Origin of the sequence: Rhodococcus spelaei (genome assembly GCF_006704125.1) — a bacterium.
Classification (GTDB): domain Bacteria; phylum Actinomycetota; class Actinomycetes; order Mycobacteriales; family Mycobacteriaceae; genus Rhodococcus_G; species Rhodococcus_G spelaei.
The window spans coordinates 74,828-89,295 of record NZ_VIGH01000003.1 but is presented as its reverse complement, the minus strand read 5'-3'; the positions used below and the strand labels follow the sequence as shown (position 1 = coordinate 89,295).

The 14,468-nt window shown below is 68.5% G+C and carries 17 protein-coding genes, 1 pseudogene and 1 riboswitch; of the genes and pseudogenes, 7 read left to right on the top strand and 11 right to left on the bottom strand.

Annotation, left to right across the window (positions count from 1 at the left end; translation table 11 throughout):
* Positions 1–58 precede the first annotated feature (58 nt).
* The 7 genes and pseudogenes from FK531_RS07115 to FK531_RS07085 form a co-directional block, all read right to left on the bottom strand.
* Positions 59–1,042 carry an NADPH:quinone oxidoreductase family protein gene (locus FK531_RS07115; RefSeq protein ID WP_142096976.1) on the bottom strand — a complete coding sequence of 328 codons (984 nt, stop codon included), beginning with the start codon at positions 1,040–1,042 and terminating at the stop codon, positions 59–61.
* A gap of 62 nt (positions 1,043–1,104) precedes the next feature.
* A complete protein-coding gene (gene fabG, locus FK531_RS07110; RefSeq protein WP_142096973.1) occupies positions 1,105–1,860 on the bottom strand; it encodes a 3-oxoacyl-ACP reductase FabG in 756 nt (251 codons plus the stop codon).
* A gap of 41 nt (positions 1,861–1,901) precedes the next feature.
* Positions 1,902–2,942, bottom strand: a complete 1,041-nt coding sequence (locus FK531_RS07105) for a phosphotransferase family protein (RefSeq protein ID WP_246097984.1) — start codon at positions 2,940–2,942, stop codon at positions 1,902–1,904.
* Entirely contained in the window at positions 2,935–3,717 is a 783-nt protein-coding gene (locus FK531_RS07100) for an SDR family oxidoreductase (RefSeq protein WP_142096970.1), read from the bottom strand. Before FK531_RS07100 ends, FK531_RS07105 begins: the two co-directional genes overlap by 8 nt.
* Positions 3,718–3,719: 2 nt before the next feature.
* On the bottom strand, positions 3,720–4,946 hold the full coding sequence (locus FK531_RS07095; protein ID WP_142096967.1) for an acyl-CoA dehydrogenase family protein: 1,227 nt from the start codon (positions 4,944–4,946) through the stop codon (positions 3,720–3,722).
* A pseudogene (locus tag FK531_RS22965) lies at positions 4,933–5,049 on the bottom strand (enoyl-CoA hydratase); the annotation flags it as partial. The gene FK531_RS07095 and the pseudogene FK531_RS22965, both read right to left, overlap by 14 nt.
* A gap of 34 nt (positions 5,050–5,083) precedes the next feature.
* Entirely contained in the window at positions 5,084–5,902 is an 819-nt protein-coding gene (locus FK531_RS07085) for an SDR family oxidoreductase (protein WP_142096964.1), read from the bottom strand.
* Positions 5,903–6,052: 150 nt separating this feature from the next.
* On the opposite strand from FK531_RS07085, the gene FK531_RS07080 reads away from it, so the two are divergent.
* On the top strand, positions 6,053–6,532 hold the full coding sequence (locus tag FK531_RS07080) for a MaoC family dehydratase (protein WP_142096961.1): 480 nt from the start codon (positions 6,053–6,055) through the stop codon (positions 6,530–6,532).
* Positions 6,533–6,553: 21 nt separating this feature from the next.
* Here the strand turns inward: FK531_RS07080 and FK531_RS07075 are convergent, their stop codons facing one another.
* The 3 genes from FK531_RS07075 to FK531_RS07065 form a co-directional block, all read right to left on the bottom strand.
* Positions 6,554–7,246: a TetR/AcrR family transcriptional regulator gene (locus FK531_RS07075; protein ID WP_142096958.1), complete on the bottom strand. Its 693-nt coding sequence runs from the start codon at positions 7,244–7,246 to the stop codon at positions 6,554–6,556.
* 123 nt (positions 7,247–7,369) lie between these two features.
* A complete protein-coding gene (locus tag FK531_RS07070) occupies positions 7,370–7,657 on the bottom strand; it encodes a putative quinol monooxygenase (protein WP_142096955.1) in 288 nt (95 codons plus the stop codon).
* A 55-nt stretch (positions 7,658–7,712) separates the two neighbouring features.
* Positions 7,713–8,399, bottom strand: a complete 687-nt coding sequence (locus tag FK531_RS07065) for a TetR/AcrR family transcriptional regulator (protein WP_246097982.1) — start codon at positions 8,397–8,399, stop codon at positions 7,713–7,715.
* 106 nt (positions 8,400–8,505) lie between these two features.
* Here FK531_RS07065 and FK531_RS07060 point away from each other — a divergent pair, with 106 nt between their 5' ends.
* From FK531_RS07060 to FK531_RS07040, 5 genes are all read left to right on the top strand, one after another.
* Positions 8,506–9,324 (top strand): putative protein N(5)-glutamine methyltransferase, encoded by an 819-nt coding sequence (locus FK531_RS07060; protein WP_142096952.1) that lies wholly within the window; start codon positions 8,506–8,508, stop codon positions 9,322–9,324.
* A gap of 127 nt (positions 9,325–9,451) precedes the next feature.
* Positions 9,452–10,036: a DUF3558 family protein gene (locus FK531_RS07055; protein WP_181762852.1), complete on the top strand. Its 585-nt coding sequence runs from the start codon at positions 9,452–9,454 to the stop codon at positions 10,034–10,036.
* A gap of 38 nt (positions 10,037–10,074) precedes the next feature.
* Positions 10,075–10,557 (top strand): DUF3558 family protein, encoded by a 483-nt coding sequence (locus FK531_RS07050; protein WP_181762851.1) that lies wholly within the window; start codon positions 10,075–10,077, stop codon positions 10,555–10,557.
* A 381-nt stretch (positions 10,558–10,938) separates the two neighbouring features.
* Positions 10,939–11,111: riboswitch (M-box (ykoK) riboswitch) on the top strand.
* 432 nt (positions 11,112–11,543) lie between these two features.
* Positions 11,544–12,281 (top strand): DUF8020 domain-containing protein, encoded by a 738-nt coding sequence (locus FK531_RS07045; protein WP_142096944.1) that lies wholly within the window; start codon positions 11,544–11,546, stop codon positions 12,279–12,281.
* 104 nt (positions 12,282–12,385) lie between these two features.
* The gene (locus FK531_RS07040; protein WP_142096943.1) at positions 12,386–13,114 is read left to right on the top strand and encodes an MgtC/SapB family protein; all 729 of its coding nucleotides are present in this window, start codon (positions 12,386–12,388) and stop codon (positions 13,112–13,114) included.
* 74 nt (positions 13,115–13,188) lie between these two features.
* Here the strand turns inward: FK531_RS07040 and FK531_RS07035 are convergent, their stop codons facing one another.
* A complete protein-coding gene (locus FK531_RS07035) occupies positions 13,189–13,752 on the bottom strand; it encodes an NAD(P)H-dependent oxidoreductase (RefSeq protein ID WP_142096940.1) in 564 nt (187 codons plus the stop codon).
* Between the two features lie 121 nt (positions 13,753–13,873).
* Between FK531_RS07035 and FK531_RS07030 the strand changes: the two genes are divergently transcribed.
* Entirely contained in the window at positions 13,874–14,455 is a 582-nt protein-coding gene (locus tag FK531_RS07030) for a TetR/AcrR family transcriptional regulator (protein WP_142098123.1), read from the top strand.
* Positions 14,456–14,468: the final 13 nt, after the last annotated feature.

Genomic DNA, 14,468 nt, shown 5'->3' with positions numbered 1-14,468 from the left:
TGTCAGCGGGTGCCGCCGGTGACGACGACCGTCTTTCCGGCGACGTCGAACAGCCCGGTCACCGCTGGAACACCAAGCGGCCGACGGTGCTGCCGTCGCCGAGGCGGCCGACACCGTCGGCGGCGTCGGTCAGTGCCAGGCGCTCGCCTATCAGCGGCTTGAGCAGACCCTCGTCCGCGAGCCGCGTGAGCTCCTCGTGGCAGGCGTCGATGACGGCCGGGTTCTTGGCCTGGTAGAGACCCCAGTGCAGGCCGACGATCGAGTAGTTCTTGATCAGCGCGTGGTTCAGGGCCGGCTGCGGGATGGTGCCGCCCGCGAAACCGATCACCACGATGCGGCCCTCGAAGGCGATGCACTTGGTCGAGCCGGCGTAGGCGTCGCCGCCGACCGGGTCGAAGACGATGTCGGCGCCGTGCCCACCGGTGAACTCCTTGACCGCCGCGACGAAGTCCTCGGTGCGCCGGTCGACCACCAGGTCCGCGCCGAGAGCCTTTGCGTACTCGACCTTCTCGGGTCCACCGACCACGCCGATGACCTTGGCGCCGGCCGCCTTGCCGAGCTGGACCGCCGCGCTGCCGACACCGCCCGCGGCGGCGTGCACGAGCAGGTAGTCGCCCTCGACGATCTGGGTGCGGCGGTGCAGCGCGAACCACGCCGTCTGGTAGCCGATGCTCAGCGCGGCGGCCTCGGCGTCGTCGAGGGCCTTCGGCGCGGGAAACACGTTGGCCTGGTTCATCACCGCGAACTCGGCGAACGCGCCGCCCGGCAGCGCCGGGTTGCCGACGACCCGGTCCCCGACCGCGGCGCGGGTGACACCGGCACCGACGGCGACGACCTCACCGCACAGCTCCACACCGGGAGTGAACGGCAGCGGCGGCTTGATCTGGTATTGACCGCGGCACAGCAACACGTCCGGGAAGTTGGCCGGGGTGGCCAGCACCTTCACCAGGACCTGCCCGTCACCGGCGGTGGGTTCGGCAACGTCCTCGAGCTGCAGGACGGTGCGGGGCTCGCCGAGTTCGTTGACGCGCCATGCCTTCATGATGTCTCCGCCTTCATGGTTGTCTTCCTGACGAGAGTCGGTGGATGTGCGGTGGGCGGACGTCAGTCCTTCGGTCCACCAGCGACGTAGATGACCTGACCGGACACGAAGCCGGCGCCCTCACTGGCGAGGAACGAGGCGGTGTTCGCGATGTCCTCGGGCTGGCCGACACGGTTCACCGGGATCTCGGCCGCGGCCATCGTCTTGAAGTCCTCGAAGTCCACACCGAGCCGAGCCGCGGTCGCCGCGGTCATCTCGGTCTCGATGAAGCCCGGTGCGATCGCGTTGGCCGTCACGCCGAACTTGCCGAGCTCGAATGCGAGGGTCTTGGTGAAGCCCTGCACACCGGCCTTGGCTGCCGCATAGTTGACCTGCCCGCGCGCGCCGAGCGCCGAGACGCTCGACAGGTTGACGATGCGGCCGAACTTGGCTTCCACCATGTACTTCTGCACCGCGCGGGTCATCAGGAACGAGCCGCGCAGGTGCACGTTCATGACCGAGTCCCAGTCCTCGACGGTCATCTTGAACAGCAGGTTGTCGCGGGTGATGCCGGCGTTGTTGACCAGCACCGTCGGGGCCCCGAGTTCGGTGGCAACCCGCTCCACGGCCTCGGCGACCGAGGCCTCGTCGGCGACGTTCGCGCCGACGGCCAGGGGTGCGCCACCGGCGGCCTCGATCGCGTCGACCGTTGCGGCGCAGGCCGCCTCGTCGAGGTCGATCACGGCCACCGCGTAGCCGTCGGCGGCGAGCTTCTTCGCGACGGCAGCACCGATTCCGCGCGCCGCGCCGGTGACGATCGCGGTCCTACGTTCACTCATGGATGATCACTCCTACTCGAAAGGAAATACCGCGGGTGTGTCTAAATGCCTGCCGCGTCGGCAATTTCGCGGGCCTTGTGCACCAACGCATCGATTCGCTCGACGGTCGGCGTGCCCGCCGCGGCCTTGTTCGCGGGGTTGTCCCTCGCCCGCCGCATCACGCCCTCGGCGATGATCGAGACCTTCCACAGCCCCAGCGTGTGCCAGAACTTGAGGGCCTGCGGGTCCCGCCCGGTCTCGTCCAGGTAGATCTGGGCGACCTCGGCTCGGTTCGGGAAGCCCTCGAGGGTGGAAGCCGGGAAGTCTCCCCCGGTGTCTTCACCCGGCTCGGGCCAATAGGCGAGCATGGATCCCATGTCCGCCAACGGATCTCCGAGGGTGGACAGCTCCCAGTCGAGCGCACCGATGACCTCGCCGTTGTCGCGGGAGACGATCACGTTGCGGAGGTGGAAGTCGCCGTGCACCAGCGACAGCTCACGCTGCTCCGGCATCGCGGCCACCAGCCGTCGGGTGAGGTCGTCGAGCGCGGGCAGCTCCCGGGTCTTGGACTGCTCCCACTGACCCGCCCAGCGCTTGAGCTGGCGGGCCGCGTACGGCTTGTGGCTCGCGAGGTCGGACAGACCGACCTCGTCGAGGTTCACCGCGTGGATCTTCGCGAGGGTGCGCGGCAACGACATCGCGATCTCGCGGCGCCGCTGCGGGGTCAGCGACCGCGCGATCTCCATCGTGTCGACGACCTGGCCGTCGATGAACTCCATCAGCACCAGCGGCACGTCGGAGATCGCCGGATCCTGTGCGACACCGAAGATCCGGGGCGCCGGCACGTCGGTGTCGGCGAGCGCGGACATGATCCTCGCCTCGCGGACCACGTCGTGGGCCGAGGCCAGCAGGTGCCCGAGCGGCGGCCGCCGCAGCACCCAGCGTCGGCCCTCGGTGTCGCGGACCAGGAAGGTCAGATTGGACTGGCCGAGGCCGATCCGGTCGAAACTCAGCGGACCGGTGAACTCGATTCCGAGGTCGTCGACCCAGCGGGTGACCGCGACCGGGTCGATCCCGACGATCTCCTGCACGGCATCAGACACCGACGGACGCTCCGCTCCGGTACTGGAGGGCGTCGCCGAGGCGCTGTCCGCCGTCGATCACCATGGTCTCGCCGGTGATCCAGCTCGCCGCGTCCGAGGCCAGGAAGGCGATCGCCGAGGCCACGTCGTCGGGTTCGCCGATCCTGTTCAGAGCGGTGGACGCCGAGACCTGCGCCTCGTGTTCCTTCCACAGCGCCTCGGCCAGCTTGGTGCGCACCACCCCGGGTGCGACCGCGTTGACCCGAATTCGCGGCGAAAGCTCCAGTGCCAGTTGCTTGGTCACGTAGATCAGCGCGGCCTTGGACGCGTTGTACATCCCGATTCCGGCCTCGTGGCCCAGCCCGCCGATCGAGGCTGTGTTGATGACCGAGCCGCCGTGCGCGCCCATCCACGCCTCGGTCGCCAGTCCGGTCCACAGCAGCGGAGCCCACAGGTTCACGTCCATGGTCTTCGCGAACCGGCCGTGGTCCTGGTTGACCAGCGGCCCGAAAGCCGGGTTGGTGCCGGCGTTGTTGACCAGGATGTCGAGGCTGCCGAACGTCTCGAGGGTGCGCTCGATGCACGCGCGAGCCTGGTCCTCCTCGACGGCGTGCGCGCCGACACCGATGGCGCTGCCGACGATCTGCGCGGCGGCCGCATCGGCAGCCTCTTGCTTGCGCGAGGTCAGTACGACGTTCGCGCCGGCGGTGGCGAGGGCCTGCGCCGTCGCCAGGCCGATGCCGCGGGAGGCACCGGTGACGATCGCGGTCTTTCCGGTCAGGTCCGAATTCGTCATGGTCACAGTCCTTCGGGTCGCCGGTCGCGGTACTGGCGCAGCTCGCGGCGGGCGATGGCGCGCTTGTGCACCTCGTCCGGGCCGTCGGCCAGGCGCAGGGTGCGCAGGTGCGCGTACGCCATCGCGAGCGGGAAGTCGTCGGTGACGCCGGCGCCGCCGTGCACCTGGATCGCGCGGTCGACGATCTTGAGGGCGATGTTCGGGGCGGCGACCTTGATCGCGGCGATCTCGGTCTGCGCCTCCTTGTTGCCGACGGTGTCCATCAGGTAGGCGGCCTTGAGCGTGAGCAGGCGGATCATCTCGATGTCGATGCGCGCCTCGGCGATCCAGTCCTGAATGTTGGCGTTGTCGGCGACCGGCTTGCCGAAGGTGACCCGGGACTGCGCGCGCTTGCACATCAGTTCGAGTGCGCGCTCGGCCATGCCGATGGCCCGCATGCAGTGGTGGATGCGGCCGGGTCCGAGGCGGGCCTGGCTGATCGCGAAGCCCTCGCCCTCACCCTTGAGTACGTCCTTCGCGGGAACCCGGACGTCCGCGAAGTCGATCTCGGCATGGCCCTCGCGGTCCTGGTAGCCGAAGACGGGCAGCCCGCGCATCACGGTGACGCCGGGGGCGTCGATCGGCACGACCATCATCGACTGCTGGCGGTGCGTGGGTGCAGTCGGATCGGTCTTGCCCATCACGATCATCACCTTGCAGTTCTGGTGCAGGGCGTTGGAGGCGAACCACTTCCGGCCGTTGAGGACGTACTCGTCGCCGTCCTTGACCATCGACAGCTCGACGTTGGTGGCATCCGAGCTGGCGACCCGCGGCTCGGTCATCGCGAACGCGGACGCCATGGTGCCGTCGAGCAGCGGCTCGAGGTACTTCTTCTTGTGCTCCTCGGTGCCGAAGAGCTCGAGGACCTCCATGTTGCCGGTGTCGGGGGCGTTGCAGTTGCACGCCTCCGAGGCAATGTGGCTGCGGCCCATGATCTCTGCGAGGGGCGCGTACTCGAGGTTGGTCAGGCCCGCGCCGGTGCCGGGGTGCGGGTGGAAGAGGTTCCACAGGCCCCGCTTCTTGGCCTCGTCCTTGAGCTCCTCGAGGATCGGGGGCTGGAAGTGCGGGTTGCCGGACTCGCGCATCTGCTCGTCGTAGACGGCCTCGGCCGGGTAGACGTGCGACTCCATGAAGTCGAGCAGCTCGACCTCGAGCTGCTTTGCCTTGTCCGAGATGTCAAACAGTGACATGTGAACTCCTGACGGGTAGGGAGGGAAAATTCGGGGTTCGTCGGTCGAGGTGGCTGGCGACGCCTTCCACGACGTCGGGGCCGCGGAAGGCGGCGAGCATCAGTTACCGCGTGCCTCTGCGAGGACCAGCGAATCCATCAGCCCTGCCCCAGCAGCGAAGCCTGGTACCTGCGCATGCCGCGCAGCCAGCGGTCGTAGTCGGATCCCTTCTGCCGGTACATGTCCAGTACGTTGGCGTGCGGCAGGATCAGGAAGCGCTCCTCGTCCACGGCGGCGAGCACATCGGCGGCGACCTGGGCGGGTTCGAGCACGTCGCCCGCGGACGTCACGGCCCGAGTCGCGGCGACGCCGAGCCCCTCGCCGGACTCCTCTCCCGAGTACAGCAGTTTGGTGTTGACGCCCATCGGACACAGGCAGCTGACTCGGATTCCGCGGTCGCCGTAAGTGACATTGAGCCATTCGGCGAAGCCGACCGCGGCGTGCTTGGTGACCGCGTAGGTGGCGGACCCGATCTGCGTGAGCAGTCCGGCGGCCGACGCGGTGCTCACGAAGTAGCCCTCTCCGCGCTCGAGCCAGCCGGGAACGAGCAATTGCGCGGCGCGGATGTGTGCCCGCAGGTTCACGTCGAGTGACAGGTCCCACGCCGCCTCGTCGGCCTCGAGGCCGGGCGCACCGGTGATGCCGGCGTTGGCAAAGTACATCTCGACAGGGCCGAACTCGCCCTCCGCCAGGGCGATCAGCCCTCGGATCTGGTCGGTGTCGGACACGTCCGCGCCGGCGGCGACCGCGGTCTCGGGGCGCTCGGCGTTGATCTTGTCGGCAACGGCCTGCGCGGTGGACGCGTCGAGGTCCGCCACGACGACGCGGGCACCCGCCGCGGTCAAGGCCTCCGCTAGCGCGCCGCCGATGCCTCCCCCGCCGCCGGTGACGATGGCAACCTTGCCTGCAACCTTCACTCCGAGTCCCTCTTTCGTGTGGGTGGCGTACGTGATCCAGGTCTCTCCGTCATGTATAGTTGAATCCGGCGTCATATTCAACCTCTGGCCGGTCCGAATCCGGACCCGCCCACCGACACCCTCGTTGACCTGCGACATACAGGGAGAATCATGATCGACACCACTGCGCTTCCCGTCCGCCCGACCACGGCCGGCGACCTGACCGAACTGATCGGCGCCGAACTCGGCCCCACCGAGTGGTACGACGTCACCCAGGAGCGCGTCAACGCGTTCGCGGACGCGACCGACGACCACCAGTGGATCCACATCGACGTGGAGAGGGCCGCGGCCAGCCCGCTCGGCGGGACGATTGCGCACGGCCTGTTCAGCCTGTCCCTCGGCCCGCACCTGTCCTCGCAACTGATGGCCTTCGACGGCTTCACCCACAGCCTCAACTACGGCTACAACAAGGTGCGTTTCCCCGCGCCGGTCCCGGTCGGTTCGCGAATCCGCATGCGCGCCACCATCATCTCCGCCGAGGAGGTCGGCGGCGGCATTCAGGTCACGATGAGCCAGGTGGTCGAGCGCGACGGCTCGGACAAGCCGGTGCTGGTCGCCGAGTCCCTGGCCCGCGTCGTCGCCGCGTCCTGAACCGCTACCTTCGATCGTCGCTCAGCGGCAGTCGGGGAACCGCAGGGCGTTCGCCCACAGCCGGGTGACCGTGAAGACGAGCGCGTCGAAGTCGAACTCCACGCCGCCCTCACCCGCCTCCCCCAGCACGAAAACTGCGTACGCGAGCCGGCTGACCATGCCGGACAGCGCCCTCGACGCCATCAGCGGATCCACCTCCGGATCGACGATCGACCGCGCCTGCAGGTCCGCGATACCGCGTGCGTTGCGCCGGATGAACGCCTCCGCCCGTCGGGTGCGAAACTCCCTGAAGCTCGGGTCCACGTGCGCGACCTGCTCGAGCAACCCCATCAACTGGGCGTTGCGCCGGTATGCCGCAAGGTAGGCCCGGTTACTCGCCTCCAGTACGGCGTACGGGTCGTCCGAACCCTGCACCCGGTCCATTCCGGGATGCATCATCTCCTGCTGCGCTTCCTCGAGGACGGCAGCGAAGACCTCTTCCTTGTTGGCGAAGTAGGTGTAGAAGGTTCCCGTCGCACACCGCGCCCGCTTGGCGATGTCGGTCAGCCGGGTCTCGAGGTATCCGTCGCGTTCGAACACCGCCCTCGCCGCCGCGACGAGCGCGGCCCGGGTGCGGACTCCGCGCGCGGTGGCCGGCGGATCCCGCAGCAGGTCCGGCGGCACCATCGAGGTCGGTCCGTCGCCGGAATCCCGTACGTACGCAATCGCGTCCATCTCCCGGTTATACATGAATCCGGCGTCAAGTTCGACTTGAATCACCAGCTCGCGACACTCGATCCGCGCGGAACGCGGCGGGCCCCCGGCAGCCGGAGGCCCGTCGCGGGTGTCCCGATCAGCTCAGAGCGCGTCCAGGTACTCGATCTGCGGCTCACCTACGAGCAACGGCGCCATCGCCTTGAACGCGGCCGTGAAGTACTCGGTGGAGGCGTGCGCCTTGATGGCGTCGCCGTCGCGGTAGAGCTCCATGAACTTGTAGATGTTCGGATCGGCCTTCGAGCGGGTGAGCTGGAACAGTGGGGTGCCCTCCTCGTTCGCCCGCACCTGGGCAGCGAGCTCGGCGACGACGGCCTCGAACTCCGCTCCGCTTCCGTCCTTGACGGTCATCACTGCGATGACGGCGATCATGTGTTCTCCTCGGGGTTGATGTGTGGCTGCATGTAATTCGGCGTCGATGTGGAGTTCAGCGCGCGATGCGCAGCGCGTTGACCCACAACCGGGTGGCGGTGCGGATCACCTCGTCCAGGTCGACCTGCGCGCCGTCCGCCTGGCCGTCGCGCGCGACAAAGTACCCGAACCCGAGGCGGCTGATCATGCCGGACAGGGCGCGCGACGCGAGCATCGGATCGAGGTCGGCGTCAGCGAGCCCCCGCTCCTGCAGGTTCTCGATGCTGCGGGCGTTCCGTCGCACGAACGCGTCGGCGCGCTGCTGGCGCAGCCGACGGAACTCCGGGTCGACGCTGGCGACCTGTTCGAGCAGACCCATCAGCTTGGCGTTGCGCTTGTACGCCTCGAAGTACGCCCGGTTACTCGCCTCGATGATCGCGGCCGGGTCGTCGTCGGCGGCCACGTGCGGCATGCCGGGGTGCATCATGTCCTCTTGCGCGAGCTCGAGAACCGCGGCGAAGATCTCCTCCTTGCTGGAGAAGTACGTGTAGAACGTTCCCGCCGAGCACTTGGCCGCCTTGGTGATGTCGATCAGCCGGGTGTCGAGGTAGCCCGACTTCTCGAAGACCTTGCGGGCCGCCGCGATCAACGCCGACCGGGTGCGCAGACCGCGCTCGGTCGAGGGCAGCTCACGCAGCAGCGAGGAGCGCGCCATCGACGGTGGCGCGTCCTCGCGATTGTCCTTGGCGGCGGGGCGTGGCATGCGACTAGTTATACGTCAATGCAGGTACCCTGCACTATCCGCCGCACCCCTACGCGTTGGTGTAGCGTGCGTCCGCAGCCCCTTCGGCATTCCCGAAAGGCCTTTGATGACGGCTTCCGCTTCACCGTTCGATCTCGCGGCCGTTGTCGGCGCACTCCGTGCCGCAGGCTGCGTCTTCGCAGAGGATGAAGCAGGCCTACTCCTGGACGCGGCGAACACCCCGTCCGAACTCGCCGCGATGATCGAGCGCCGCACCGCGGGCCTGCCGCTCGAGCAGGTGCTCGGCTGGGCCGAGTTCCGCGGCCTGCGCATCGCGGTCGACGTGGGCGTCTTCGTCCCACGTCGCCGCACCGAGTTCCTGGTGCACCAAGCCGCTGCGTTGCTCAGTCGCGACTGCGAGGGCCGCAACCCCCCAGTGGTGGTCGACCTGTGCTGCGGGTCGGGAGCGGTCGGCGCGGCCCTCGTCGCTTCGCTGGCACGAATCGAGTTGCACGCCAGCGACATCGACGGCGCTGCGGTCGCCTGCGCCCGCCGCAACCTTCCGGGCGGTCGGGTGCACCGGGGCGACCTCTACGGCGCACTGCCCGGGGCACTGCGCGGCCGCGTCGATGTGCTCGCCGTCAACGCACCGTACGTGCCTACCGACGCGGTCGCCCTGATGCCGCCCGAGGCGCGCCTGCACGAACCGCGGGTCGCGCTCGACGGCGGCACCGACGGCGTGGACATCCAGCGCAGGGTGGCGGCCGGAGCGCCGGCGTGGCTGGCACCGAACGGACACCTGCTGATCGAGACGAGCAGGCAGCAGGCACCGCTGACCGCGGCGGCCTTCGCCGATGCCGGACTGGTGCCGCGGGTGGTGCACGGCGAGGACGTCGGCGCGACGGTCGTCGTCGGGGCCCGGCGGACCGACCAGCGGCCGGGATGAGCCGGCTCGTCCGACGACGAACTGCGTGGTGCACCGGTGGACACACCGACCACGCTGCCCATCGCCAGTGCCGATACCGGGACCTCGGCAGCCACTTTTCCCGCGGCGCCGGAATAGAGTCGGGTGCGTGCACCGAGCAGCGCTCTCGCCCCTCGCCCGTACGGCCATCCGTGCCCCACGTCGGGGCCACCGGTGGCGCTACATCGGGGTGATCGGGACGTTCTCCGGGATCGTGACGGTGTCGTCCCTGCTCACGGGCTGCTCGGGTGACGAGAACCGCGACGCCGCCGCACCGACGAGCACGCCGGTTGCCTCCGGGTTCCGATTCGCGGCGTGTGCGTCGATGACCGACGCAGAGGTGTCACAGACAACGTCCCTGCCCTCGCTGACTCGGGTCGTGCAGAACCCGATCGGCTGTCGCTGGGAAGGGTCACGCAGCTACGTGCAGGCCTGGTGGTATCGAGGTAGTCCCTTGGCAGTCGAGAGGACAGCGGCCGCGAGCGCGAACCTCGAGCCGACCGACCTCACCGTCGCAGGGCTTGCGGGGTTCGAGGCGCATTCCGCCGACGACAGGGTCTGCGAGATCGTCGCAGCGGCCGGACCCGATCTCATTGCGTGGACAGTCGACATCGGTGACAGCGCCCGTCGGGGAGCATGTGACGCAGCGACGGCGCTGACGTCGTCGAGCGTCACCCGGGGTGTCGAACGATGAGGACGAGAACCCTCGCGACCGCGGCTGCCGCAGCGCTCATGCTCCTGATCGCCGGGTGCGGCGGCAGCGGCACTGGAACACCCCTCGCCGCGACGCCCACGCCGACGCCGACGGAACCGAACTCGAGCTACCCCTGCGGACTGGCAGGTGAATCCGAAGTTGCGGGCGCCGTTGGCGAAAGCACCGCCCACCGGACGACGCGCGGCGCGATATGCCAGTGGTCGCTCGACGGTAACGACGGGGGCGCGGAAGCCGTGTTCTCCTGGTTCGTCGACGGGTCGCTGGAACGAGAACGATCAACGGACACCGAACTCGGCTACGCCGTGACGGCGATCAGGGTCGCACGAGCGACCGCCTTCACGGCAGAGCTGCCGAGCAACCCGGCCGCGTGCAGTGTCACCGCCGGAACCGATTCGGGAGTGGTGAGTTGGTGGGTCGGATATCGCAACGGCGGCCGACATCCTGATCCCTGCGCCGGCGCGGCGACGCTGACCGCCTTCACTCTGAACGAAGAACCCTAGGCGGATTCAACCCGTCGTCGCAGCGCGGCGCGCAGGTCCCTGCCGAGAACGCCGCATCTGATCGATCGACCCGAGCCGGCGTCGGAGCTGGCCGACAACCCGGCAATTCGGACCGATCGCATGTGGAATGACTCACACCTCAGGTCGGCCGGTCACGACCACCGGCGAACGCGCCCGATCGACACTGGCAGCCGCCCGGCCGGATGATGTTTTCACATCCATTGGCATACAACATGATTGAATCATTCACCTGAACTGTCGGCAATTCCCGAGCTGTCCGGAGCGCACCCCTGCTGTCGACACACCCGCCGATTCGACCTTTTTGCGTATATCGCACGCAGGCCTTGACTTTCGCACGAACGGGCGGACAGTATTTCCCGGCAAGCACCTCGCTAGGTGAGGCTCCTGCACGAACACAGGCCACTGATCTGACGACGTCGAAAGACGCCCAAGGTTAGGACAGATCTCCCCGGATTAAGGGGTTATCCGAAGTGGCTTCTCGATCGGTCGAGACACGTCGTGCAGTGCCGAAGCTCTGACGAGAGGGGTGCCCGCCCAGATTCTGCTTCTGGGTCTCCCTGCCTGCATTTGGTTCGACGCCCCCGTGCGTCCCAGCCGCGAGGAGGTGAGAACACAGTTGAGTACCAGCGACAGTCCCTGTCCGAATTCTGTTGTGTTCCCACTCGGACACGGCCTGGTCCCCGCCGTCAGAACCTGACAACACCCGCACAGGCGACCCGTACGACACCCGATCGGGTGCTCGCTCGTCGCACGATGCCGTGTTGCGATGCTCGACGACTGCTGCACCGGCCGCGCCCCTCCCCAGCGCGCGAACCTACGTGCGTCCTGGACCCAACCGTCGATCATCGCCGCCTCCCTCGGCGGCGGAACCCAGTGGTGACCCCCACGCCGACAGCCAACTGTGTTCGGCAGCAAGAAATCATGTCCAAATCTTCACTTCGTCCGAGAGACGGGAACTGACACCCATGAAGATCAAGAAGCTCGCCGCGACCGCCGCCGTCGTTGTCGCCGCAACGGGCATCACGGCGGCTACCGCCGGGGCGGCACCGGCGCGCACCGACCGGCCCGACAACTCGACGGTGAGCGCCGACGTGCTGCCTGGAATCCACTACAAGGCCGCTCTGGTGGACAAATCCGTAGTGCTGACCACCGATACCGGATCGCTCACCGTCCGAGGTGATCAGTTCCAGGTGCTCGACGGTTCGGGCACGCTGGTCGCCGGGGTCCCGCTGACGTACCAGCGGGACGGCAGGCAATGGCCGATCGCCGCACGAATCGACGGCAACACCGCGACCCTGACGCCGAGCACCGATCCCGCGGTCGCCCGACCGCTCGAGAACACCTGGCTTCCGCTCCGAAGCATCGATGCCACCAAAGACGCCAACTTCAACCAGGCCCTGACCAACTTCGGCGCCGAGGTCAGCCTCGGGGTGGCGATCGGCAGCCTGATCGGCACCGCGGTGGGCGCCGGAATCGGCTGCATCGCCGGTGGCGCCATCCTGGGCGCGGGCGCGACCGTCGCCACCATCGGAACACTGACGGTGCCCGGCGCGATCGGCGGCTGCCTTGTCACCGGTGCCGCGGCGGGCGCGATTGGCGCCGTCGCCGGCACCATCCTCGTTGGCGGTCCAGTCGCGATCGTCAGTGGCATTCAGTTCGCCAACGACCTGAACACCCCTCCCGCCCCGGCACCGGCCGGCTGACCGCCTCGTCCGACATTCGGCTCGCGCCACCACCGGGGCCACCGCTGCCCCGCCACGCGGCGTGGGTTCACCCGCCGATCGGTGGCCGGCAGGAAAGGAATTTGATGGATACAACAGTGATTCTCCTCCGTGTCGCGCTGGGCCTGGGCCTCGGCGCCGCCGTGGGGATCGAACGACAGTGGCGGGCACGAATCGCGGGCTTGCGAACCAATGCCCTGGTCAGCCTCGGAGCGACGCTGTTCGTGATCATGGGCGCATACAGCTTCGACGGACCTGGCGATCCGACCAGGGTTGCCGCACAGATCGTTTCGGGAATCGGCTTTCTGGGCGCCGGGGTGATCATGAAGCAGGGCGCTTCGGTCACCGGGCTCAACACGGCCGCGACCTTGTGGGCGACTGCCGCCGTGGGCGCGCTCGCCGGGGGTGGCATGTACTGGGTCGCGGTGATCGGCACGGTGGCGATCATGGCGGCCAATACGCTGCTTCGCCCGCTCGGTCGGCTGATGGACCATCAGCCGGCCAAGACCGGACGCGAATTGCCGTCGGCCGACTACCGATTCGAGGTGACCTGCCGCGAAGACGCCGAAGCGCACGTGCGTGGACTCACTGTGCAGGCGATAACCCGGCCAGAGTTCCGACTGCGGTCGGTACAGTCGTTCGACACACCGGGCGCGGGCCAGGTCAAGGTCGTTGCGGAACTCACGGCCACCGAACGGGACGACCGTCTGCTCGAAGCCGCGGTCAGCAGGTTGAGCCTGGAGCCACTCGTCACACACGTGCGGTGGACTGTCGAACACCCCGACAACCAGGGCCTCTTCGACCTCGGCGAGTGAAGGCGATGCGAGACCCGCACGGCGACGGCCCCGCCCGGCGCGGACGCCGGACGGGGCCGAAAGGTGTTGCAGTATCAGGCGTTGACGAGCTCGCCCGCGGCGGCGGCGAGGCCGGCGACGACGTCGGCGACCTGACCGGAAACCTCGGCATGCTCGCTCGGATGGGCCGCGCCGAACTTCTCGGCGGTGGCACCGATGGAGATGGACGAGTCCTCGACCACCGAGCCGCCGGCGATCCGGATGGCCTTGACGGTGTCCTCGTGCGCCCACTTCGCACCGTTCGGGCTCGGCGAGGCGCTGATCACGGCGACCGGCTTGTCCTTGACCGCGCCGACTCCGTAGGGCCGGGAGATCCAGTCGATCGCGTTCTTCAGCACGGCGGGGATGGTGCCGTTGTACTCGGGGGTGACCAGCAGCAGGGCGTCGGCCTCGGCCGCGGCGGCGCGCAGCGCCTCCACGGAGGCGATGGTGCCGGCGACGTCGATGTCCTCGTTGTAGAAGGGCACCTCCGCGAGGCCCTCGTAGACGGTGACCTCGACGCCCTCGGGCGCGGTGCGGGTGGCGGTCTCGGCGAGCTGGCGGTTGACGGAGCCGGCGCGCAGGCTACCGACGAGGGCGAGGACTCGGGTCTGTGACATAGGTGCTGAATTCCTTCGTGTGGTGCGGGGTCGTCCATCTAGGTATACCAACCAACCGGACCGCGGTCCACTTATGTTCCCGACGGGGTACGATCGCGGCGTGCAGCCCACCGAAGTCCCCATGGCCGACCCACACGAGGTCGAACGCTGCGACGCCGCACGAAACCGGGCGTTGCTGCTGGACGCCGCCGCGATGCTGGTCGCCGAGCGCGGAGCCGACGCCGTGACCATGGACGCGGTGGCCGCCAAGGCCGGTGTGGGCAAGGGCACAGTCTTCCGCCGGTTCGGCAGCCGGTCCGGCCTGATGCAGGCCCTGCTCGACCACACCGAGACCGAACTCCAGCACGCCTTCATGTTCGGCCCGCCACCGCTCGGTCCCGGCGCCGATCCCGTCGACCGACTCGTCGCCTACGGCCGGGCCCGACTGTCGATGGTCGAGGTCCAGGGCGACGTCCTGCGTGCGGTGGAGACCGCACCCGAACTCCGCTTCGGCGGACCCGCCCGCAACGTGGGCCTGACCCACACCGTCACGCTGCTGACCGCCGCGGACACGCACGGCGACCTTCGACTCCTCGCGATCAGCCTGCTCGCCCCGCTCGAGGCCAGCCTGGTGCTGCACCAGGTGCGAAGCCTGCACATCCCGATCGACCGGATCGCCGACAGCTGGGAGGATCTCGTGCGACGCGTCACGCGCGCGCCGTGACTTCACTAGGCTC